At 46.2% G+C, this 21,653-nt stretch carries 21 protein-coding genes and 2 pseudogenes; 9 read left to right on the forward strand and 14 right to left on the reverse strand.

Translation table 11 applies throughout. From position 1 onward, the window contains the following. Positions 1-146: 146 nt before the first annotated feature. The 7 genes from bioF to sufB form a co-directional block, all read right to left on the reverse strand. Positions 147-1,316, reverse strand: a complete 1,170-nt coding sequence (gene bioF / locus RIC07_RS18435; protein WP_446395809.1) for an 8-amino-7-oxononanoate synthase — start codon at positions 1,314-1,316, stop codon at positions 147-149. A 177-nt stretch (positions 1,317-1,493) separates the two neighbouring features. After that, on the reverse strand, positions 1,494-1,709 hold the full coding sequence (locus tag RIC07_RS18440; protein ID WP_446395792.1) for a hypothetical protein: 216 nt from the start codon (positions 1,707-1,709) through the stop codon (positions 1,494-1,496). 135 nt (positions 1,710-1,844) lie between these two features. After that, positions 1,845-2,474, reverse strand: a complete 630-nt coding sequence (locus RIC07_RS18445) for a Uma2 family endonuclease (RefSeq protein WP_446395793.1) — start codon at positions 2,472-2,474, stop codon at positions 1,845-1,847. A gap of 372 nt (positions 2,475-2,846) precedes the next feature. Beyond that, positions 2,847-4,109 carry a SufS family cysteine desulfurase gene (locus RIC07_RS18450; RefSeq protein WP_446395794.1) on the reverse strand — a complete coding sequence of 421 codons (1,263 nt, stop codon included), beginning with the start codon at positions 4,107-4,109 and terminating at the stop codon, positions 2,847-2,849. 229 nt (positions 4,110-4,338) lie between these two features. Next, entirely contained in the window at positions 4,339-5,697 is a 1,359-nt protein-coding gene (sufD, locus tag RIC07_RS18455; protein WP_446395795.1) for a Fe-S cluster assembly protein SufD, read from the reverse strand. Further along, the gene (sufC, locus tag RIC07_RS18460) at positions 5,697-6,485 is read right to left on the reverse strand and encodes a Fe-S cluster assembly ATPase SufC (protein WP_446395796.1); all 789 of its coding nucleotides are present in this window, start codon (positions 6,483-6,485) and stop codon (positions 5,697-5,699) included. The genes sufD and sufC overlap by 1 nt, the downstream gene beginning before the upstream one ends. A gap of 193 nt (positions 6,486-6,678) precedes the next feature. Then, a complete protein-coding gene (sufB, locus tag RIC07_RS18465) occupies positions 6,679-8,118 on the reverse strand; it encodes a Fe-S cluster assembly protein SufB (protein ID WP_446395797.1) in 1,440 nt (479 codons plus the stop codon). A 243-nt stretch (positions 8,119-8,361) separates the two neighbouring features. Here sufB and sufR point away from each other — a divergent pair, with 243 nt between their 5' ends. From sufR to RIC07_RS18495, 6 genes and pseudogenes are all read left to right on the forward strand, one after another. Continuing rightward, on the forward strand, positions 8,362-9,018 hold the full coding sequence (gene sufR, locus RIC07_RS18470; protein ID WP_446395798.1) for an iron-sulfur cluster biosynthesis transcriptional regulator SufR: 657 nt from the start codon (positions 8,362-8,364) through the stop codon (positions 9,016-9,018). 168 nt (positions 9,019-9,186) lie between these two features. Beyond that, complete coding sequence (locus RIC07_RS18475) at positions 9,187-9,438, forward strand: hypothetical protein (protein WP_446395799.1); 252 nt, start codon at positions 9,187-9,189, stop codon at positions 9,436-9,438. A gap of 348 nt (positions 9,439-9,786) precedes the next feature. Then, entirely contained in the window at positions 9,787-10,635 is an 849-nt protein-coding gene (locus RIC07_RS18480; RefSeq protein WP_446395800.1) for a hypothetical protein, read from the forward strand. 298 nt (positions 10,636-10,933) lie between these two features. Next, a pseudogene (locus RIC07_RS18485) lies at positions 10,934-11,373 on the forward strand (serine/threonine protein kinase); the annotation flags it as partial. A 57-nt stretch (positions 11,374-11,430) separates the two neighbouring features. Next, positions 11,431-11,568: pseudogene (locus RIC07_RS18490) on the forward strand (ATP-binding protein); the annotation flags it as partial. 247 nt (positions 11,569-11,815) lie between these two features. Beyond that, positions 11,816-12,349, forward strand: a complete 534-nt coding sequence (locus RIC07_RS18495; RefSeq protein WP_446395801.1) for an adenylate/guanylate cyclase domain-containing protein — start codon at positions 11,816-11,818, stop codon at positions 12,347-12,349. 40 nt (positions 12,350-12,389) lie between these two features. Here the strand turns inward: RIC07_RS18495 and RIC07_RS18500 are convergent, their stop codons facing one another. The 4 genes from RIC07_RS18500 to RIC07_RS18515 all read right to left on the reverse strand — a co-directional run bounded on the left by RIC07_RS18500 (position 12,390) and on the right by RIC07_RS18515 (position 15,693). Further along, the gene (locus RIC07_RS18500) at positions 12,390-13,175 is read right to left on the reverse strand and encodes a DUF4058 family protein (RefSeq protein WP_446395802.1); all 786 of its coding nucleotides are present in this window, start codon (positions 13,173-13,175) and stop codon (positions 12,390-12,392) included. Positions 13,176-13,473: 298 nt separating this feature from the next. Next, entirely contained in the window at positions 13,474-14,865 is a 1,392-nt protein-coding gene (gene asnS, locus RIC07_RS18505) for an asparagine--tRNA ligase (RefSeq protein ID WP_446395803.1), read from the reverse strand. Between the two features lie 156 nt (positions 14,866-15,021). Beyond that, positions 15,022-15,225 (reverse strand): hypothetical protein, encoded by a 204-nt coding sequence (locus RIC07_RS18510; protein ID WP_446395804.1) that lies wholly within the window; start codon positions 15,223-15,225, stop codon positions 15,022-15,024. Between the two features lie 99 nt (positions 15,226-15,324). Then, positions 15,325-15,693: a DUF2203 domain-containing protein gene (locus RIC07_RS18515; RefSeq protein ID WP_446395805.1), complete on the reverse strand. Its 369-nt coding sequence runs from the start codon at positions 15,691-15,693 to the stop codon at positions 15,325-15,327. Positions 15,694-15,798: 105 nt separating this feature from the next. On the opposite strand from RIC07_RS18515, the gene RIC07_RS18520 reads away from it, so the two are divergent. Continuing rightward, entirely contained in the window at positions 15,799-16,071 is a 273-nt protein-coding gene (locus RIC07_RS18520; RefSeq protein ID WP_446384442.1) for a DUF6439 family protein, read from the forward strand. Here RIC07_RS18520 and RIC07_RS18525 read toward each other — a convergent pair. Further along, positions 16,068-16,514 carry an ATP-binding protein gene (locus RIC07_RS18525; RefSeq protein ID WP_157453202.1) on the reverse strand — a complete coding sequence of 149 codons (447 nt, stop codon included), beginning with the start codon at positions 16,512-16,514 and terminating at the stop codon, positions 16,068-16,070. The two genes, RIC07_RS18520 and RIC07_RS18525, sit on opposite strands and share 4 nt — an antisense overlap. Positions 16,515-17,066: 552 nt before the next feature. Beyond that, positions 17,067-18,473, reverse strand: a complete 1,407-nt coding sequence (gene rlmD, locus RIC07_RS18530) for a 23S rRNA (uracil(1939)-C(5))-methyltransferase RlmD (protein ID WP_446395806.1) — start codon at positions 18,471-18,473, stop codon at positions 17,067-17,069. Between the two features lie 326 nt (positions 18,474-18,799). On the opposite strand from rlmD, the gene RIC07_RS18535 reads away from it, so the two are divergent. Both RIC07_RS18535 and RIC07_RS18540 read left to right on the forward strand, forming a co-directional pair. Continuing rightward, positions 18,800-19,285: an allophycocyanin gene (locus RIC07_RS18535; RefSeq protein ID WP_446334032.1), complete on the forward strand. Its 486-nt coding sequence runs from the start codon at positions 18,800-18,802 to the stop codon at positions 19,283-19,285. A 384-nt stretch (positions 19,286-19,669) separates the two neighbouring features. Continuing rightward, on the forward strand, positions 19,670-20,125 hold the full coding sequence (locus tag RIC07_RS18540) for a hypothetical protein (RefSeq protein ID WP_446395807.1): 456 nt from the start codon (positions 19,670-19,672) through the stop codon (positions 20,123-20,125). 180 nt (positions 20,126-20,305) lie between these two features. On the opposite strand, the gene RIC07_RS18545 is transcribed toward RIC07_RS18540, so the two are convergent. Continuing rightward, the gene (locus tag RIC07_RS18545; RefSeq protein ID WP_446395808.1) at positions 20,306-21,106 is read right to left on the reverse strand and encodes a hypothetical protein; all 801 of its coding nucleotides are present in this window, start codon (positions 21,104-21,106) and stop codon (positions 20,306-20,308) included. Positions 21,107-21,653: the final 547 nt, after the last annotated feature.

Consider the following 21,653-nt stretch of genomic DNA (forward strand, 5'->3'; position numbering starts at 1 on the left):
ACATCAGGGTGAAAAGCAAATGTTAATGGTAAAACCCGCCCCTACAATTTCCTCATCTTCCCCAGCTCCCTCTGCTCCCTCTGCTCCCCCAGCTCCCCCATCTTCCCCATCTTCCCTCACCACAACACTTATTCAGCAGCCTCTAATTAAGCCAACCCCCGCAGCAGTGATTGCACTAATAACTGAAAGTGAGTCGCTTCATGAGTTGCCATAACCGAAATGCGAATCCGACTCGTGGGAACCGTGGGAGGACGAATAGCTGGGGCAAAAATACCTGCGGATTTTAGTTTTTGTGCCGTGTTCATAACCTCTTTGGCGCTAGTAAATTGAAGGCACAGAATCGGAGATTCAGACGGCAATACATGGAGATCAAATAACTTTTCCCGAATCAGAAACTGGAGCATCTCTACATTCTGCCAGAGTCGATCGCGACGTTGTGGTTCTTTTTGGACAATTTCAATCGCCGTTAATGCCGCCGCCGTATCAGCCGGAGATAATCCAGTAGTATAAATCCAGCTAGGGGCGCGATTTCTCAAGAAATCAATTAGAGTCGCTGAACCCGCAATATATCCCCCTAAACTCCCCAATGCTTTACTCAATGTTCCCATTTGAATTAAGGAGTGTTCCGTACAGCCAAAATGTTCTACACAGCCTGCACCTGTAACACCTAAAACACCCGTTGCATGGGCTTCATCAACTAATACCATGCTGCTAAATTGATCCGCTAGTGAGAGAATGTCTGGCAAGGGACACAAATCCCCATCCATACTAAAAACGCTATCAGTTGCAATCAGACAACGGCGGTAATTGTGGCGATGGTGAACCAGTTGACGCTTTAAATCTTCCATATCCCTGTGGCTATAGTTGATTACCGTCGCACCACTTAAAATTGCCCCATTCTTGAGGCTAGAGTGATTATACTGATCTGCCAGAATCAGATCTCGCTTCCCCACTAAAGCCGCGATCGCACCTAAATTCGCCAGGTAGCCCGAACTAAACACCAATGCATCTTCGGTTTGTTTCAGAGATGCGATCGCACATTCTAATTCTCGATGCAATTCCCGATGTCCACTGAGTAACCGAGAACCGGTGCTACCTGTACCATAGTGCTGAGTCGCTGTCATCGCGGCTTGAATTAAACGTTCATCTCCCGCCAATCCTAAATAATCATTACTAGCAAAGTTAATGACTTCTCGCCCTTCCAGTTTTACCACCGCACCGGGACGATTTTGCAGCGTTTGCACTGAACGATACCAGTTGGCTTTGTGGATAGTAGAAAGAGAGTCTTCTAACCAAGCATAAGGATTGGTTGTCATAAGTAGGGGCTGCTGAATAAGTTTTGTGGTGGGGAGAGGGAATAGGCAATAGGCAATAGGCAATAGTAACGCCAGTAGGGTGGGCATTGCCCACCAGACTTAAGTCAGTGACATTCCACATAAGGTTGAGATTAGGAAACAGGCAACAGGAAATACACAATTTAAATGTGTATTAGCTTACTCTTTTTCAGCAGCCGGATCAACTTTATCCTGTTGAGTTTCCCCATTTTTAACACTCTCAACCAAACCCATTTCAAAGGCAATTTCCGGTAAATCTTCAGCCTTATATTTTCCCGGTTGAAACATCTGTCCAGGGGTTAGACACATCTGTTTGAGTTCAACAACTTCAGTGGGAGCAAATAATCCTTTCCATCTTCTATTCTCAATGCCCATCGCTGATGACTCCTAAGGTGATAAGGACGAAATCCCTGTAGTGCGAACATCCTGCTCGCTACTCATACCCAACTTAAATGCGTGAAAGCTTCTTCCACTATTTTAGCGGTACCACACCTGTATTTGATACTTTATTTATAAATTTTCTCTCACCCAAGCGCGAAACACTTTCAACAGCACAATTTCCCCCATTGTTTTACTCTGCTGAATAAATCGGCTCATTGCACTCACGGTTACCAAAGGAAAAGCCAAACTAGATTCACACTCAACATAGTCTCCTTCTACCCCTTGATAGAAGCGCAAAACCTGCCCATTATACCGCCAAAGTTCAGGAACACCTAGCGCCGAGTAAATCCTCAACTTATCTACAGAACTACTGGTAATATCAATTTCAATCGCTAAGTCAGGCGGCGGATCAATTTCTAAATCAATATCTTGCCAACCTCGAACAGCAGGTTCATTTTGGATATAATAACAATTATCTGGTTCTATCCCCCGCTTGACTATTTCTCGTTTCAGCGTTGTCGAACCAGCGCTTTTAATCTCAATGTCTAATTCTTCGGCTAATGCAATAATGAAATTACCCAAATTAGCTTTAGGATTTTCATGGTCAAAACGAGGCGTCATAATTTCCAACGTGCCGCCATCATAAGCAAACCGATACCCCCTGTCTTCACCCGTTTCTGCTAATAACGCTTCAAAGGTTTGCCAGCTAATATTGTGCAGTACAGTTCGTTGTTCAGCTAGCGTTGAGATTGTCAGCATATCTATAATCTCAGTTGAATGGCACGCTCCTTAATGTTACTGACTCATAGAGCTAGGAAATAAATTTCTTATTTTTAACCTCAATTAAGCTTTAGCCTACGGGGTATAGCAATTGCCGTAGCGGTTATGATATCATGTCCGGTCAAACACCCCGAATAAAAACGCCTGAAACCCTTGTTATTACGGCATTGCAATTATGGGCAATCGTCAGGACATGATATGACGCATCATTGCATCATTTGGTAAGAGACGTTCCGGCGGAACGTCTCTACAACAGTTCGTAATCGATGTGTCTACTGCTATAATACTTTGAACCCGTTTTAACGGGTTTAAGCTTTTAGCCCCAACTTGAGTTGAGGGCTAATTGGAACTCTACTCCATTACACTTTTGAAAAAATCAATTGTTTCTTTCAACGCCTGAACAAAAACGTCAATCTCTTCCTGCGTATTGTAGAAATACAAACTCGCCCGCGCCGAACCCGTTACGTCTAAAATTCGGTGTAACGGTTGAGTACAATGATGACCGGAACGAATCGCCACGCCTTCATGGTCTAATAGAGTAGACACATCACTCGCCGCTAGTCCCTCTACATTAAACGATGCCAACGCTGCCCTTCCTTTCCCCTCTGCTGTCGGTTGGGGACCATAGAGGGTCAAATCAGGAACATCCCGTAATTGCTGGAACAGATACGCCGTCAGTTCCTCTTCATAAGCATGGATTTTATCCATACCAATCCCCATTAAATAGTCTACCGCTGCACCCAGCGCGATCGCTTCCCCAATCGCAGGTGTTCCGGCTTCAAATTTATGGGGCAATTCGGCGTAGGTGGAATAGTCGAGAAAGACTTCCGAAATCATCTCACCGCCACCCATAAACGGCGGCATGTCCAGCAACAAGTCTAACTTGCCATACAAGAAACCAATCCCTGTAGGCGCACACATTTTGTGACCCGATGCCACTAACCAGTCACAATCCATCCCCTGGACATCAATGGGTGTATGAGGGACAGATTGGCAAGCATCAATCAATACCTTAGCGCCATACTGATGTGCGATCGCACTAATCTCCTCTACCGGGTTAATACACCCCAAGGTATTCGAGACATGCACCACACTGACTAACTTCGTCTTCTCAGAAATCAGAGACTTGAACTGTTCTAAATCAAACTCCTGGCTTTCCGTCAGTTCCACATACTTCAACACCGCCCCCGTCTTCTGGGCAATGATTTGCCAGGGAACAATGTTGCTGTGATGTTCCATCACCGAGAGAATTATTTCATCCCCTGGCTGCAAACGATTTAATCCCCAGCTATACGCCACCAGGTTAATCGCTTCTGAGGCATTCCGGGTAAAAACAATCTCATTCCGCGACGCCGCATTCACAAACGCCGCCACCTTATCCCGCGCTGACTCATACGCTTCTGTCGCCCTGACACTCAGCGCATGAGCGCCTCGGTGGACATTGGCATTGTCCTTTTCATAGTAATTTTGCAACGCATTCAGCACCGCCAACGGCTTCTGAGAGGTAGCCGCACTGTCAAGATAAATCAATGGTTTATCGTGAACTTTCTCCTGCAAAATGGGAAAGTCAGAACGGACGATAGCAGCTAGGGTTTTTTCTTGGGTGATGGTCATTGGTTATTCGTCATTGGTCATTTGTCATTGGTCATTGGTCATTTGTTATTGGTCATTTGTTATTGGTCATTTGTTAAAGAATTATAAAACTCAAAACCATGTCCGACTAGCGAAGCGAAGGATCAGATTCAGGGCGGGTTTTGCATAAAAACTAGATAAAACAATCAACCTTAATCCCTAAACCAGCCCCGGAAAGACGTGCCATGGCACGTCTCTACATTTTTTGGGACTACATTGTTCTACACATCGCACATTGGGCAAGTCTTTGCCGCAGGGAGTCCACAGGAATCCGTTGGAGAATCTCCGCTACAAAAGCATCAATTAATAGATTCCGGGCATTGGTTTCATTCAGTCCTCGACTTTGTAAATAGAACACATCCTCTGGGTCAAGTTGACTCACTGTAGCACCGTGAGAACATTTTACTTGGTCCGCCGTAATTTCCAATTGCGGTTTGGTATTCACACGGGCTTTAGCTGAAAGCAATAAATTGCGATTCAATTGAGCCGCATTGGTAAATTGAGCCGCTTGCGGCACGAAAACCTTACCATTGAAGACTCCGTGCGCCCGGTCATCTATGATACATTTGTGCAACTGGTCGGTCATGCCATGAGGATGATTCAACAGCACTGCACTGTGGGTATCGGCTACCTGTTCCCCACCAATCATGGTTAAACCGTTAAGGGTGGTTTCGGTTGCTTCACCGGTTTGCACGATTTCTAGATTATGCCGAGATAGTTTCGCCCCTAAACTAATGGCGTTACAAGTATAACGGCTATTCCGGGCTTGATTTACCGCTGTTTTACCAATGTGGAATCCATCAATCGCTTCTCGCTGATTCCGGGTATGGATAACTTGGGAACCCTCCTCAAGCCAAATCTCTGTCACTTGGTTATTAAAATAAGGACGATTCACCGGAATATCTGGACATCCTTCTACATTCGCGGCGTAATGTTCAATCAGATTCACCACTGAACCTGCTTCAGCAACCACCAGACAGCGCGGTTGGCATATTACGGGTACGTCGTCAGTGGTGGAAATAAACAGCAGATGAATCGGTGTCTCGACTATTTTAGCTTTGGGTATCCACACCACCGCCGCATCCGTGAGTCCCGATGTATTCAGGGCGGCGAAAACATCAGACGCGCCCTGTTGCTTCCCTAAATAATTGGGGATTCGTTCCTGATACGCCGCAGGTAAACCCGCCAAATTACCCACATATACGCCTTCGGGTAATCCACTCACCGACGATAAATCCGGCGCATACACCCCATTGACAAAGACTAATCGACTATCCGGGGTTTCGGGTAGGGTGAGGGAAGTCAAGTCTAGGTGTTGCAGGAATTGTTCAAAAAACGCCTCAACTCCTTGAAAATCCACCGCCAATAACGGCGACAAATCCGTAAACCGCCATTCTTCATCCCGACGGGTTGGAATTGCCAATTCTTCCACAATCGCCGCCGCCTGGTGGCGCAGTTGTTGGAGAAACCTGTTTAAATTTCCCCCGACAACGGGTTCATCTTGGCGACATTGGTCTAATAGCGCCTTTAAATAGGAAATTTCCGGTTTCGCAGATAGTTGTATACTCATCAGACCATCACCTCAGCCGCCGCTTCTTCTATCACCCACTCATAACCACGGGATTCTAATTCTAATGCCAATTCCTTACCACCCGTTTTGAGGATGCGCCCTCCTGCCATGACATGGACATAATCAGGTTCAATATAATTGAGCATCCGTTGGTAGTGGGTAATCAAAATCATGGCATTGTCGGGATTTGCCAACTGATTCACCCCATTGGCGACAATCTTCAGGGCGTCAATATCCAAACCAGAGTCTGTTTCATCTAGAATCGCCAGTTTGGGTTCTAACAGCGCCATTTGCAAAATCTCATTCCGCTTCTTCTCGCCGCCAGAGAAGCCTTCATTTAAACTGCGCTCCAGAAAGCTGGGATTCATCTTAACAATTTCCAGCTTTTCCTCGATTAAGTCTTCAAAGTCAAACGTATCAATTTCCTCTAATCCCTGATGCTTACGGCGGGAATTATAGGCGACGCGCAAGAAGTCTAAATTACTCACCCCAGGAATTTCTAAGGGATACTGAAATGCTAGAAATATGCCAGCTAATGCCCGTTCTTCTGGTTCTAGTTCCAGCAGATTCTGCCCCATAAATGTCACCTCGCCACCGGTGACTTCGTAGGCGGGATGTCCCGCTAAAAGCTTGGAAAAGGTACTTTTACCTGAGCCATTTTGCCCCATGACGGCGTGAATTTCTCCCGCCTTCACCTCTAGGTTTAAGCCCTTGAGAATTTTTTGTCCTTCAACATTTGCCGTCAAATTGCGGACGGATAAAATTACGTCGCTATTTTCTCTAATCATTGTTCGTTACTACAGGGTTTTGCCAATTCTGATACAGGGTTATTAGGGACAAGGAAAGAGGCATTGAATGTTCCAGACGTAGCCGGATACGTCTGGAATTTGGTCGGGGCGGGTTTAGTGACTTATGGGTGAAGTTATCAACGATAATTGTGAAACCCGCCCCGACAGACACGCCATGGTAATTTGCCAATCCCTAACCCACGGCTCCTTCTAATTTCAGACTCAATAATTTATCGGCTTCAGCGGCAAATTCCATCGGTAGTTCGTTGAATACATCCTGACAGAAACCACTGACTATCATGGAAACCGCATCTTCTTCTGAGATTCCCCGTTGGGTAAAGTAGAAAAGCTGATCCTCGCCAATTTTCGAGGTTGAGGCTTCGTGTTCAACCTTAGCCTGATTATTTTCGACTTGAATATAGGGGAAGGTATTCGCCTCAGCCGTATCACCAATCAACATGGAATCGCACTGGGAATAATTCCGCGCCCCTTTTGCTTTCGGACTGACTTTCACTAAACCCCGATAGCTATTCTTGGAATTACCAGCGGAAATCCCTTTAGAAATAATTGTGCTACGGGTATTTTTGCCGATATGCACCATTTTGGTTCCCGTGTCGGCTTGCTGCATGTTATTGGTTAACGCCACGGAGTAAAACTCACCTACGGAGTTATCTCCTACCAGAACACAACTGGGATATTTCCAGGTAATCGCTGAACCGGTTTCTACCTGCGTCCAGGAAATCTTGGAGTTAACCCCTTTGCACAAACCGCGCTTGGTGACAAAGTTATAGATTCCACCTTTACCCTTTTCGTCACCTGCAAACCAGTTTTGCACGGTGGAGTATTTAATATCGGCATTATCTAGGGTGACGAGTTCCACAACAGCGGCGTGGAGTTGGTTGGTATCGTACATGGGTGCGGTACACCCTTCTAAGTAACTCACTGAACTCCCTTCTTCAGCGACAATCAGGGTGCGCTCAAATTGTCCCGTTTCTCCGGTATTAATCCGGAAATAGGTGGATAGTTCCATGGGACATTTGACGCCTTTGGGAATAAACACAAAGGAACCGTCACTAAACACCGCCGAGTTGAGGGCAGCAAAGTAATTATCGCCGACAGGAACCACACTACCCAGATATTTCTGCACCAATTCTGGGTGTTCTTGCAGGGCTTCGGAGATTGAACAGAAGATAACCCCAGCTTCGGCTAACTTGTCTTTAAATGTGGTGGCGACGGAAACGCTATCGAAAATCGCATCTACAGCAACGTTAGACAGTCGCTTCTGTTCGGATAGGGGAATCCCTAGTTTTTCAAAGGTTTCCAGGAGGGCGGGATCTACGTCCTCTAGGCTGTTCAGCTTTTCCGTTTTCTTTTTCGGGGCGGAGTAGTAAATGATATCTTGATAGTTGATGGGTGGATAGTTAACGTGGGGCCACGTCGGTTCCTCCATCTTCAACCATTGGCGATAGGCTTTGAGACGAAACTCCAGCATGAACTCCGGTTCATTCTTCTTGGCGGAGATCAGGCGGACTACGTCTTCATTCAAGCCACGGGGAATGGTATCGGCTTCAATATCGGTGATAAAGCCGTACTTATAAGGTTGGTTGACTAATTTCTTAACGGTAGCAGTCATTCGCTTCAGTGTTCTCTCTTTGATTAAGGATGGGAATTGGGTGGGAGCGTTTATGTATCAATGAGTCCGTCACCTGTTTTCTAGGGTTCGGGCTGATTAGACGACGTTGCACTAGCTCTAGACTAAAACAACACTTTTGTTGTTTAACTCTATTTTAGGTTATATTAACAACTAAGATGTTGTCAAAGTCAACTAAATTTCTTCTCTTGCCCTAACACAAGCGTGATTTTACCCCAAAAGCCAATGACCACCACTCAGCAATCTTCTACCAAGCAAGACATTTTGCAGTATTTACTCAAACAGGAGCAAGCGATCGCGCATGCATTAGCGGAAGCTCTGGATATTAGTCCCCAAGCCATTCGGCGTCACCTGAAGGATTTGGAGGCTGAGGGACTGATTGAGTATGAGTCGGTATCCATGGGGATGGGGCGTCCTCAACATGTTTACCGCTTGAGCAAAAAAGGACGCGATCGCTTCCCTAACCATTATGGTGAGTTTGCCGTGTCTTTGCTAGACACCCTGGAAGAAACCGTGGGTCGGGATCAGGTGAGTACCATCCTCCAGAAACAGTGGGAACGCAAAGCCCTGGAATACCGCCAGCTTTTGGGTGAAGGTTCATTAGCCGAACGAGTCGCCAAATTGGTAGAACTGCGCCAAAGTGAAGGCTATATGGCGGAATGGTATCCGGTCGAATCCAGCAATGCTAGCGATCAGACCCATAACCAGTTTATTTTCAGAGAACACAACTGTGCAATTTCCAACGTCGCTGAATCCTTTCCCAGCGTCTGCGGACATGAATTGGAAATGTTTGCCGCTATCCTACCTGATTGTCAAGTTGAGCGCACTCACTGGATTAATCAAGGAGAACATCAGTGTGGTTATTTGATTCAGGCGAAATAATTTGTTATTGGTCATTGGTCATTGGTCATTTGTCCTTTGTCCTTTGCTTCCTCATCTTCCCCATCTCCCCAAGAAGGGCGGGTTTAGTCAAGTTATCGGTTTTGTGCCACAACGTTATGGGTAAAACCCGCCCCTACAGATTGACTTTCCCTGCACCTCCACTTTCTTATGTCCCAACAACCGACAACACAATTTTTAAGTCCAGAGGAATCTGCTGCGGTAGATAAAGCGTTACTCGCATCCCATGAGAAGTTTTTAACCCGATTAACGATTTCATCCCTGCGCCTTTTAACCCATATTGCCCAAGACACAGGAGTGGCTGTTGAAGAGTTAACACCTCAGCAGGTGATTGATTGGTTTGAAAAAGACAGTAAGATTCGCCGCGAACAGGGATCAGATGCCGCATTTTTGAAGTGGTGATTGGGTACTGCCACACCACTAATACCAAGTTGCAGTCAAGGAGGTAATTTGTCATGCATCGGTATACAGACAGATCCCCGACTTCTTGAAGAAGTCGGGGATCTTGCTTAGATTAACCTGAACGACTAACTGACTAAAATTTGTTCGGAGAAAAATAGAACATTTCATCGTGAAGATCACGCTTCAAAAATTCACATAAATTAATAAAACTAAAATTATTCAAATAAATAAAATAAGTTTGCCAAGAATTTATAGATTGAGCAGGTAATTTTATGCGGATTTTACCTATTCGCTAGTGAAGATTAATTATGATGGCGAGTATACAAACTCGTGGGTAGAGGTAATTCCGTGAAACTTAAATTAACTTTTTTACTATCAGTCGCCTTCGTCGCGGGTGTAGCGGTAAAAGCGCAAGCGGCGAATTTTTTTACCTATAATCCGAATGAGCAAGAAATTTATCACAGCACATTTGATGACGCCGACGATTGGCAGCTAAACAATACCACCGTCGCTCAGGGTGAACTTCAGGCTAATCCGGACGCGAATTGGGCATCAGCCTACTACGATCTCTCATCGTTGAATCAATTGGATTTAGATGAGGGTGATATCGCTCTTTACTGGAGCGCTCGTACAGATCGAAGTAAGCCAGAACTGGGTAAGTTCTTTATGGAACTGAATGTTGCACCAACAAATACCCAGGAACCGCGCCAAATTAACTGGAATATCCGTCCTATTTCTCCCCGTGATGGCAATTTCCGCAATTTACCCTATTTACTTTACGTTGATCCGGGCTTTCAGATTCCCCATGAAGTTGAGCAAGAATTGGTTGTTCCGGATCAATTTCCTGATACTGAAACTTACGAGAGTTTCCGGCTCACACTCAGTAAAACGGGAGTGGATACGGTTGAAGTTACACCTTACTATTGGCTGAATGATAATTGGCAAGCCTTTTCCGCTAAAGACGGTTCAACCCTACCCATGAGCGTCAGTATCCAAGATAACCTAGAAGGTCAAGACTATTTTGAATCCCTCAGCTTTCGGTTCCGCAAAAATCGATCCTATCTTGATGCAGTTGCCATTACTCGAATTCCCACCGATTCAGAACCAGTCGATATTCCAGAAGCGTCTACAGCATTAGGTTTATTCGCCATGGGTGCTTGGGGAATCCGTCAGTTTATCCAAAAGTTTAATCGATAAAAATTAACACGCTTCAACCCATTGCGCCTGATTTACCGCATAGTTCTCCAAGCCAGATCCCCGACTTATTGAAGAAGTCGGGGATCTCTGTATCATTTTGGTTTAAACCCTGTAATTTTTATCCTTTGAATTAAATTGCGCTGATGAGCGTATAAAAATTACGTCGTTTAGCTTAGGTTGATAAAATCAATGTGCATGAAAATAGATATATAGTTAGCATCCCTAGCGCGTCGGTCAAGTATTCCGAGAAACCGGGTTATAGCCTTACCAAAGCAGGTTAGGACATTTTGACTAGAGAACCTTCGTGATTATTCTAGAAGATTTCGGCGGCTCATCCTTAAACCATTGGTTGAAAGAGGGTGTCGAGAAACAACATATCCTACCGCTAGAAGAATTTCTACCCATTGCCATCAAGATAGCTGAGAGTTTAGCGCATATCCACACGGCTAATATTATCCACAAAGATATTAATCCGAGCAATATCGTCTATAATCCCAACACTGAAACCCTGAAAATCATCGACTTTGGCATTTCCACCCAATTAACCGTTCTAATCCTACTCTGAAAAATCCCAATGTTTTAGAGGGAACTCTTACCTATATTTCGCCGGAACAAACCGGACGGATGAATCGGGCGCTGGATTATCGCACCGACTTTTATTCCCTGGGAGTCACCTTCTACGAATTACTCACCGGAAGGCTACCGTTTGAAACCACTGATGCGTTGGAGTTGGTGCATATTCCCCCAGAGAACGTGAGCAAAATCTTTGAACCCTTCTTTACGACAAAACGAGGTCAAGGTGGAACTGGGTTAGGGTTGCATATTGTTTATAACTTAGTCACCCAAAAACTCAATGGTACAATTGAATGTGAGAGTCAAGGGGATGCGGGGACAACTTTTATAATCAAGTTGCCGAGTTTAAGGGGTTTGTAGCCGATGCAAGGGGTGGCAACTCTGACAACGGTTAAATGATATAAAGTCCGTGAGTATCGGAATTATGTTTTTTTAACGCAGAGGTTCACGCAGAGGGGGTTGAGGGCTTTGAACGAAAATTTTATAACGTTCGGAAATAACTAGAAGCGATATGACAAATGAAAAATGATAAATGGTCAAGCACTAATCACCAGGATGAAGTTGTTTTTGCTGATGAAGAGGATGACGAATTAGTCTTTGCTGATGCTTGTTAATTAATATAGGAATTGGTATCCATACCGGAAATCTCATGTTGGGAATCATTGGTGAAGAGGAGCGCATAGACAGCACCGTCATCGCTGATGCGGTGAATCTCGCCAGTCGCTTGGAACAGTTAACTAAGCTGTACGGCGCGAGTATTATTATTAGTGGACAAACCTTGGCTCAACTCGATGAGCCGCAACAGTACACCTGCCGATTTTTGGATCAAGTGAAGGTAAGAGGAAAAAAGATGCCTGTGGCTGTGTTTGAAATTTACGACAGTGATGCTGAGGATCTCAAAACTTTAAAAACCGAAAGTAAAACTGAATTTGAACAAGGGGTTTGGTTCTATTATCAGAAGCAATTCACTCCAGCACAGCAATGTTTTGAGTGGGTTTTACAAGTGAATGAGCAAGATTTAGCGGCTCATCTTTATCTGGAGCGCTGTGAATTATCTCAACAAACGGGGTTAGCACTGAAGTGGGAAGAGGTTGAAGTGTTGGAGAAACAAGATGAATATCCCAGCCAGATCCCTGTGTAATTTTACAGGATGCGATCGCAACAGGCTTCCCATGCTAACATTATCGAAGTTGTTGCTCGGTTAACAGTGTATTAATCCAAACCGGCTCCTCTGCTAACAATGGCGGTACGGGTTCTTGCGTATAATCGATTGCTAAATCATAACTGGCTTGCTCGTACACATTATTCAACAATACCTGTAAATCAACGACGGGTTCTTCATCGCCCGACTTCAAGGGTAAGGGAAATGAGGGAATCGTATCGGGTAAATTAAAGTCATATAAATCAGCTTGAGGACGACGCTCTCCTCGACTGACTAAAATTCGATAATGAGTTTGACCATTGCTGTGATATACTGGCATAGGTTGCCCCTTCCGCAGTAAATCAATTTCCACTAAATGAGTTGAACTGCCGAAGATTTTATAGCGTTTAGTTTCATATTTATCACGTCCTTCTCCGGAACGTTTATTAATCGGAGAGAGTATCTCAATAACAGTTACAACTTCACCTGTGGCGACTTCTCGCACTTCTAAATACCCTTGTTTAATTGTTTCCGGTACAGGAACTTCTACGATTTTGGGTTGAGTTGGAGATGGGGCGACAGCAACATTACTCATCGGTTGTTTCGTTGTCGCCTGTGAACGTTTGACCGTTAAATCCGGAATACCCACGAGTAGGGATTTTTCGCCAGCGGTTTCATACAGACGCACCTCAACCGCCACTCTGTATTTAGGACGCAATTGAGGAGACAGGCACTTAGTCAGTTCGCTAATCAGTAACAAATGGATTCCGGGCCAGATTTCTGGGTGTTCTAGGTAAGGGTTCATCCCCGGAAACGGGTTTGGCATAAATTTCCCTCCTTGGCGTTCGATTCTCGTTGCTTAAATTTTATCGTCGTTTTACGGTGGCGCTGGGAATTCGCGGCATCAGACAGATTATTTAAATGCGTCTTCTTTTGTAACATTCGCCCGCCAGCAAAGTCCTTTGAGAAGTCGGGGATCTTGCAAAGGATAGATTTTCTTAACTGAGCAGTATTGCAATGAGTTGGGTTTTGTTCCTCAACCCAACCTACAAAGTTGATATGCAGTTGGCGCGAACCTTTTGGGGCGCAAGCCTTGCGCCCCTACTGAATTTAACTGGAAACGGTTAAAATTCAGCGCTCAAGGGTGTGCGGGGGAAAGGAATCACGTCTCGTATATTTCCCATTCCGGTCATAAACTGCACCAATCGCTCAAATCCTAAACCAAACCCTGCATGGGCAACGGTACCATAGCGCCGCAAGTCTAGATACCACCATAAATCCTCTGGATTCATCCCCTGATTCTGGATGCGCTGATGGAGAACATCGAGGCGTTCCTCCCGTTGGGAACCGCCGATAATTTCCCCAATCTTCGGCGCTAGTACATCCATGGCGGCAACGGTTTTGCCGTCATCATTCAAACGCATATAGAATGCCTTGATCCCTATGGGGTAATCGCTCACTATAACGGGTTTCTGAAATAGTTCCTCTGCCAAATAGCGTTCATGTTCCGACTGTAAGTCTGTCCCCCACTCAACCGGATACTCAAATTTTCGATCAGCTTTTTCTAATTGCGCGATCGCATCAGTGTATGTAATGCGCTCAAACTGGTTGTTGATAATATTGTCCGCCGTGGCTAGGACGGTATTATCAATCCGCTTATTGAAAAATTCCATGTCTTCGGGACAGTTATCGAGTACCGAGGAGAATACATACTTAAGAAACTCCTCCGCCAGATCCATATCGCCCTGTAAATCGCAGAACGCCATTTCCGGTTCCACCATCCAAAACTCGGCTAAATGGCGGGAGGTATTGGAATTTTCCGCCCGGAATGTGGGACCAAAGGTATACACATTGCCAAATGTCATCGCCATTACCTCGGCTTGCAGTTGCCCACTAACCGTCAGGTAGGCTTGGCGTCCAAAGAAGTCTTGACTAAAGTCCACCAATTGATCTTCGGTTTTGGGAATCTCGTTGAGGTTGAGATTGGTTACGGTAAACAGTTCTCCCGCCCCTTCACAATCGCTCGCGGTGATAATCGGGCTGTGAATCCACAAAAAGCCTCGTTCCTGAAAGAATTGGTGGATCGCATTAGCACAGGCGTTACGCACCCGTAGCACAGCACCGATTGTATTGGTACGCGATCGCAGATGTCCAATGGTTCGCAAAAATTCAAAGGAATGGCGTTTTTTCTGTAGCGGATAAGTGGCGGGATCGGCTTCCCCATAAACCTGCACCGAATTTGCCCTCAACTCAATTCGTTGTCCTTTTCCCGGAGACGGCACCAATACGCCAGCAACTTCCACGGACGCCCCAGTGTTGACCTGTTGGAGAATCGTTTGATAATCGGGTACGTCGGGATTCAGGATGACTTGCAAATTTGCCAAGCAGGAGCCATCATTCACCTCCATAAAGGCAAACTCTTTAAGTTCTCGTTTCGTGCGTACCCAGCCCTGGATGGTTACAGTTTCATCCGGCTGACCTGTGCGTAAAAGTTGTGCGATCGGTTTCTTTTGCATAATTTTGACAGTTTATCAGAATCAGTCCTACCCGGTTTGCCCTTATTTGGACAATTCATTTAGCTGGTTTTAGCGTCAGTTGAATAGGAATTCCGATTGGGGATCAATGTAAAACACAATAGGATCAATTGTTTTTTTGAATGGACGGGGGATTGGTCATGAGCCGGAGATAGATAGTTCCACTGCCTTGGTGTGGATCAATCCTTCAAGCTCGGCGACGAGAAATCCGGGTAGAAACAGGATGGGCAGATTGGGCGGTTCGTTAACTATTGTGAAGGGTTTTGTCGCCAATTGGCAAGGAGAAGAGGGTGAGGCGAGGACATTGAGTAGAGGGCGGGCGACCCGATACCATTGAGCCAAGGGCGACCCGATACCATTGAGCTGACTGAGATTGTTAATTGATGCAGGCGGGTCGCCCCTACAGGTTGTTAATTGATACAGGCGGATCGTCCCTAACGATTAACTGGCACAAGATTTGAGCAACCAGCCGATCGCAATCCCCAGCCCCCCGAAGCGAACGGCTTGCCAAAAGGGTTCTTTAAACGCACTCCAGGAAAAAAGGCGACTCTCTAGATTGAGTTCAATAGTTTCAAGCTGCTCCTTAATTTGCCGGAGTTCAGCTTTCAAAGCGGGTTGATTACGGATTTGACGTGGCGATTGTCTAATTTGCTCGCGACGGTGCTGAAGCTGGGCTTGTCGCTGCTGATCCCGTTGGACTTGTGCATAGCGCTCTTTGAGAGCTTCCAGCGATCGCTCGACCTCAGATAACGCTTGCTCAAATTCGTCAGCATCTAGATTTTGCTGATTGGGATCAGAATCAGCGCTCATAAGGGAACAGGTAACAATCGATAGGTGAAAAAATAGATAAAATCAAATACAAGACCCCAGGGATTTCAGCCGTGGGATTCACTTAATAAACTTATACCTAGACCGATGGAATTGACAAAAACTGATAGTCTCAAGGACGCCAGTACCCTGGAACTTGCCCAAGCCCTGGCAGAACGCTTAGGGATTACACCCCAAGATTGGCATCGATTAAAGTCAAATCGCCCAGCTAGAGCCAAGGAACAAGCAGCGGCGGCTTTAGTCTTTTTGCTCAAGGAACAGCCAGAGGAAGCTCTAGCTCGGTTACGTCAGGCGTCAGGATGGCTGGATCACTCGATCTCAGCCCCCCCTTGCCCAACCCATGGAAATCGCGATCGCTAGGGAATCAAGGGTAACCTTGATCGACTCTTCATGTGTTTACACACTCGCAGTTCAGTCCCTTGGGGATTCCAGTGAACTTGATCGAAAATTTGGTAGAGGAGGCATAACCCTCTACCATTTTCGGATTCATCATGGGGCAAACCGTCGTCAGAATTCCCTTGACGACAAGGCGGAGAAAAGCCGGGACCTTGATCTGAGATTATCCACCAATATTCGTCATTGATGACACAAAAGTGAACCATTACGGTCTTACTCGGGTCTAAATTATTGCCGTGCTTTGCCGCATTGACCAATGCCTCTTGGAGTCCAAGTCGGATCTCCGGTCGCCACTTGCGCGGAATTTGCTCGACAAGTAGGTCGAGAATTGGGCATAGGTAAAGGGTAGAAGCAAAGCTAATTGTTCCCCAGTTGCGTTCAACTGGGCGCAAAGATGATACAGCAATCACTTAAAAAACCCCTAACTTTTCGTTGGTGGACTGGATGCATGACACGGGCTATTGCCGTGTTTTTTGATCTCATTTTTCTCAAACCAGACTTTCCACACTCAGGTATGAGTTATAATAAAGGTTTGTCCAGATTTTGTATACTAGCACCCTAATCTTTAGAATGCGCTGATCGAATTTTGTAGAATCCTCAGGCTCAATCTTGAGTTTCTCTGAACGTCAGCAGCTTGGTGAGTTTCTTCTGGTTGTGGTGAATACTTTCAACTACTGCCCATTGATTGGTAGATTGTGGTATGATAAGTCAAATTTGCCTCTAGGGGGTAGTTTTTCTCTGAATTAGTTAAAGAATGGACTTTATCTACTATTGTATCGAAACTCTCCTTTAAACACCAGAGCTTTGGCAAGGTAGAATTTTGAGTTAACTTCCCCATCTTCCCCTGCTTCCCCATCTTCCCCTGCTTCCCCTGCTTCCCCTGCTCCCCCTGCTTCCCCTGCTCCCCCTGCTTCCCCTGCTTCCCCTGCTTTCCCTGCTCCTGATAACTGATAACTCCCTCATCCCTCCTGTTTTTCCAAGAAAGCCGCGCACTCAACATGGGGTGTTTGGCTAAAGAAGTCGGCTGGTTGAACGTGGGTTAATTGATAGCCACCTGGATGACAGAGGCGTTTAAGATCCCGTGCTAGGGTGGCTGACTTGCAGCTAATGTAGACAAGGCGTTGAGGCATAACTGACAACAGGGTTTCAATCACTTGGGGGTTGCAGCCTTGGCGTGGCGGGTCAAGTAATACGATATCTGGCGTGATCCCCAGTTGCGGCAGCAAGGTTTCCACAGTTCCTGTCTCAAAGGTGACATTGGTAATCCCATTAATCTGGGCATTGATTTGGGCTTGCTCCACGGCTGTCCCTTGCACTTCGATCCCCAATGCCTGATGTACCTGTTTAGCTAAGGGTAGGGTGAATGTACCAATGCCACAATAGGCATCGACGAGATATTCTGTTCCTTGGAGTGCCAGCTTTTGCCGAATGACATTGAACAAGGCTTCTGCGGCTTCGGTGTTGATTTGGAAAAAGGTATCGGGTCTTAATTGAAACTCTAAATCCGCGAATATCTCCCGCAGATACGATTGCCCTCGAACACAATGGGTTTGATCACCGAAAATGACATTGGTACGGTGGGGATTCACATTCACACAAACACCCACCAGGTTAGGATAGCGATCGAGCCAGGTTTGGGCTTGGGTGTCCAGATTGGTTAAATTGGCATCAGTTGTGACTAAGGTTAAAAGCATTTCCCCAGTTCGGCGTCCAATCCGCAGTGATAGGTGACGCAATCGCCCTTGATGACGTCGTTCGTTGTAGATTGACCAACCTTGTTGCTGAATATCCTGCTTGATTTGGGCTAACAGGGGATTTAAGCGATCATCTTGAACGGGGCATTGATTCAGGTTAATTAGCTGATGCGTCCCTTTCTGGTAATACCCAGCTTGAACTTGACCCGTTGCCGATCGCCGCATCGGATAGGTAGCTTTGTTCCGGTAAGCTAGGGGAGACTCAGCGCTTAAAATGGGGGCGATTTCGATGGAATTGAAGCCGCCGATACGAGTTAAGGCTTGCTCTATCAGATTTTCTTTGACTGATCGCTGATACTGGGGATCAACATGCTGCCACTGACAACCGCCACATTTATCTGCCACGATGCAGTGGGGGCGAATGCGATGGGGAGAGGGTTCGAGAAGTTGATCCAGTTTCGCGATCGCGTAATTGGGTTTGACGCGCACCAGCCTGACTCGGACATGATCCCCAGTCACTGTATTGGGGACAAACACGACGCGATTCCCCAACCGTCCGACACCATCACCACGATCATTCAGGTCTGCGATCGTCAGTTCCACCAGTTGACCTTGTTGCCACTGATCAGGGGAAACGGGGGGACGAGGGGGCGAGGAGACAGAGTGATCCATAAAAATACAATGTAGATGTGTGATCAAAGGTATTGCCAGATTGTTCCAAAAGAGGCGTATACAAAAAAGGCATATAAGGGATGGCTAAGAAGGGCGGGTTTTGTTGCTCAGTTATTGGTCGTAATTAGCATTTAGTCCCTAAACCCGCCCCTACACTTGACTTTTTGCTTCTTGCGACTGCTAACTTTGGTTACTGCACCTGGAGTACCTCCGCACCCCTACACCTGGAGCACTGCGTCTCAACCGAAAACTTTTCGCTCGACTGACTTTATTTGTGGGGTCTAGAGTCGCTAAACTACAAATGTTATCTAAGTTAACCCAATAAGATGAGCGTAGTTAGCCAAGTTATCCTCAAAGCCGACGACGAGCTGCGGTATCCCAGCTCCGGTGAACTGATGGGTATTAAAGCCTTTTTGCAGACGGGTGAGCAACGGATGCGTATCGCTTCCACCCTAGCAGAAAATGAAAAGAAGATTGTCCAAGAAGCCAGTAAGCAGCTATGGCAAAAGCGTCCTGACTTTATCTCACCAGGAGGCAATGCTTATGGGGAACGCCAGCGATCGCTATGCCTACGGGACTACGGCTGGTATTTGCGATTGATTACCTATGGTGTTCTGGCTGGAGGTAAGGAACCGATTGAAAAAATTGGTTTAATTGGGGTCAAGGAGATGTATAACTCTCTTGGTGTTCCCGTCGCCGGAATGGTTGAATCGATTCGTTGCCTCAAAAATGCCTCCTTGGAGTTGCTGAGTCAGGAAGATGCCATGGAAGCGGCTCCTTATTTTGATTACATCATTCAATCGATGTCCTGACTCGATACAACATTACTTGGTCATCAGGTCACCTTTGGATTGGTGATTCGGGATTCGGGATTCGGGATGGGGAAGCATTTTGCTCATAAGTATGGATTCCCAATTTTCCCAATCACCGCCTCATCTCACCAATCCTCAATGATTTATTGACAAATCCTTGATGATCAAGTATAAAAAACCGACAGTCTCTATGGGGAGAACCTGTCGGCTATTTGTGTGTTCCCTATTGATGACTCGGCTAGAGTTCAGTCATTAGCTAGTATGCAAAATTAATCCGCCTGAGGATTGCGATCTCGATCAGTGATTGGTTGTGAACTTGATCGTAGCCATTTGTGATGTTTGCTTGTGAGGCGAGATGTATTACACCAACTGAGGCTCTAGGCTATGTTGTTTGTCAAAAAACTGCCTTGGACTTCCTTATCGATCTTGTTCGCCACCCATTGCGTCTTTGGCTGGTTGATCGCGGCTTCTGAGTTAATCGCAGATGCGGATAGACCTTGGGTGTTGTGGCTGATGGGGGCAATATATATCGTATTTATTGATTTAGCCCTAACTGCCCCACTGACGCTGATTCAGAGCGTTTATAGCAGTTGGCTAAAGTCAGATACTCGCGCTTTTATTTCCGTGATTGTGGGCGCTTTTTTAGCAGTGTTGATTCTCTGCTGGATACATGTTTTTGTACGGATTCTGGTGCTGCTATCAGCCGGGGCGTTAGTGAGGTTAGATTTGCAAGTTGCCAACTTTGGTGAATGGAAAGCTTTCAGTGTTTTGGTCGTCTTTTCCCTGGTTGGTTATGGGTTAGGCATAATTGCACAACAGATCATGAGCAGTATTTTATGAAGGTCATTTGTCAGGGAATAGTTAACAGTTAACAGGTAAGGTAGAGTTTTGAGTTAACTTACTCATCTGCTCCATCTCCCTCATCTGCCCCCAGCTCCCCCAGCTTCCCCAGCTCCCCCAGCTCCCCCTGCTCCCCCTGCTCCCCCAGCTCCCCCAGCTCCCCCTGCTGCCCTCCAGACTTTAATCCCTTTGTGGGAGTTGAATTTTCACAGCACCTTCTGGGGTGGTAACTACTTTGCCGCCGAGTGCTTCAATCTGATTAATGGCACGTTGACGAGTGCGATCGTCCATGGCGTTTTGTAGCACCATTGACCAAGCACTGACTTGGGCTGATTTGCTTGAGGGATTACGGGCAAGAAACTGGGCGGTTTGGCGGGAAATTGAGGCAATATACTGACTTTCTTCATCTTCATAAGTACTTGCCCATTCTGCGGCTTTCTCAAAGGATTGGCGGGCGGCTTGGGCGTCACCGAGGAATAACAGTTCGTCAATTGCCTTATAGCGCCAGATGTAATAGGATTTGGGGGGGACTTTCGGGGAAAGCTGCTGGAGTCCTTTGTCCATTAGTTCTACCGACCGATCTGGCATACCTGCATAGAGAGACGTGCTACCGGAAAGGAAAAAGTAGGCGTCTAAGAAGCGGGGGTCACGGGCTAGAATCACTTCAAAGTAGTCTGGGCTAAGTTGATAGCCGGTGACATCGCGAGCTTCATCATCACCAAAATATTGCAGGAAATTGAGAAAAACCCAATCGGCTACTAGGTTATCAAATCCGAATGTTGGTACTTTCTGGAGGAGATTTAGGCGTACCTTTTCGGCTTCGATTTGGCGTTGCAGTTCTATGGGAGAAGGAGTTCCGCCTTTGCCTTGGAGTTGATTGAGTTGGGGAATTTGCAACCCCCCCACGGCGACGATACAGAGGAGGGCAATTAGGGAAAGGATGAGAGATTGACGTAAGGGTTGAGGAGATTGGGTCAGCATTTTGGGTAAATGTATTGATTATTCGTTAAAACGATTGGGGATAAGACTTGGTTGAGGTAATCGGTGGCAAATTGGTTGTAGGGAGATTGAGTCATTTTAGGTTGTGAGCGTCGATGGTGATGAGGTTTATTTTACTGAATGTAGGAGCGCCTCGTCTTGCATCCCCGCTTGCATCCCCGCTTGCATCAATGAATAACTCCAATCCATTCTATTGGGTCGGGTCGCCCTTTTACTTAATCAACAAAGCAATACCTTGACTTGATCTGACCCCTCCCTAACCCTCCCCTCGAAGGGGAGGGAACAAGATTGGTGCTTGCTGGGAATAAGGCTGCGATCGCACGATTCAATTGACCGGAATAGAACAGGCGATCGCACGGTTCGTCATTGACGCCGATCTAAGGACTGGCTATAGGGAATCGAGCGAGGAGTTGCTCACGGGATACCTGAGATAATTGCAAGAGGTATTGGCTTAACTGTTGGGGGGGTAATGCTAATAAAGAAGTGACCCGTGCGGTGAGTTGCTCATCCAATTCTCCAAATCGAATTT

The sequence above is a fragment of the Coleofasciculus sp. E1-EBD-02 genome, assembly GCF_040218245.1.
In the GTDB taxonomy this organism is placed as follows: domain Bacteria; phylum Cyanobacteriota; class Cyanobacteriia; order Cyanobacteriales; family Coleofasciculaceae; genus Coleofasciculus.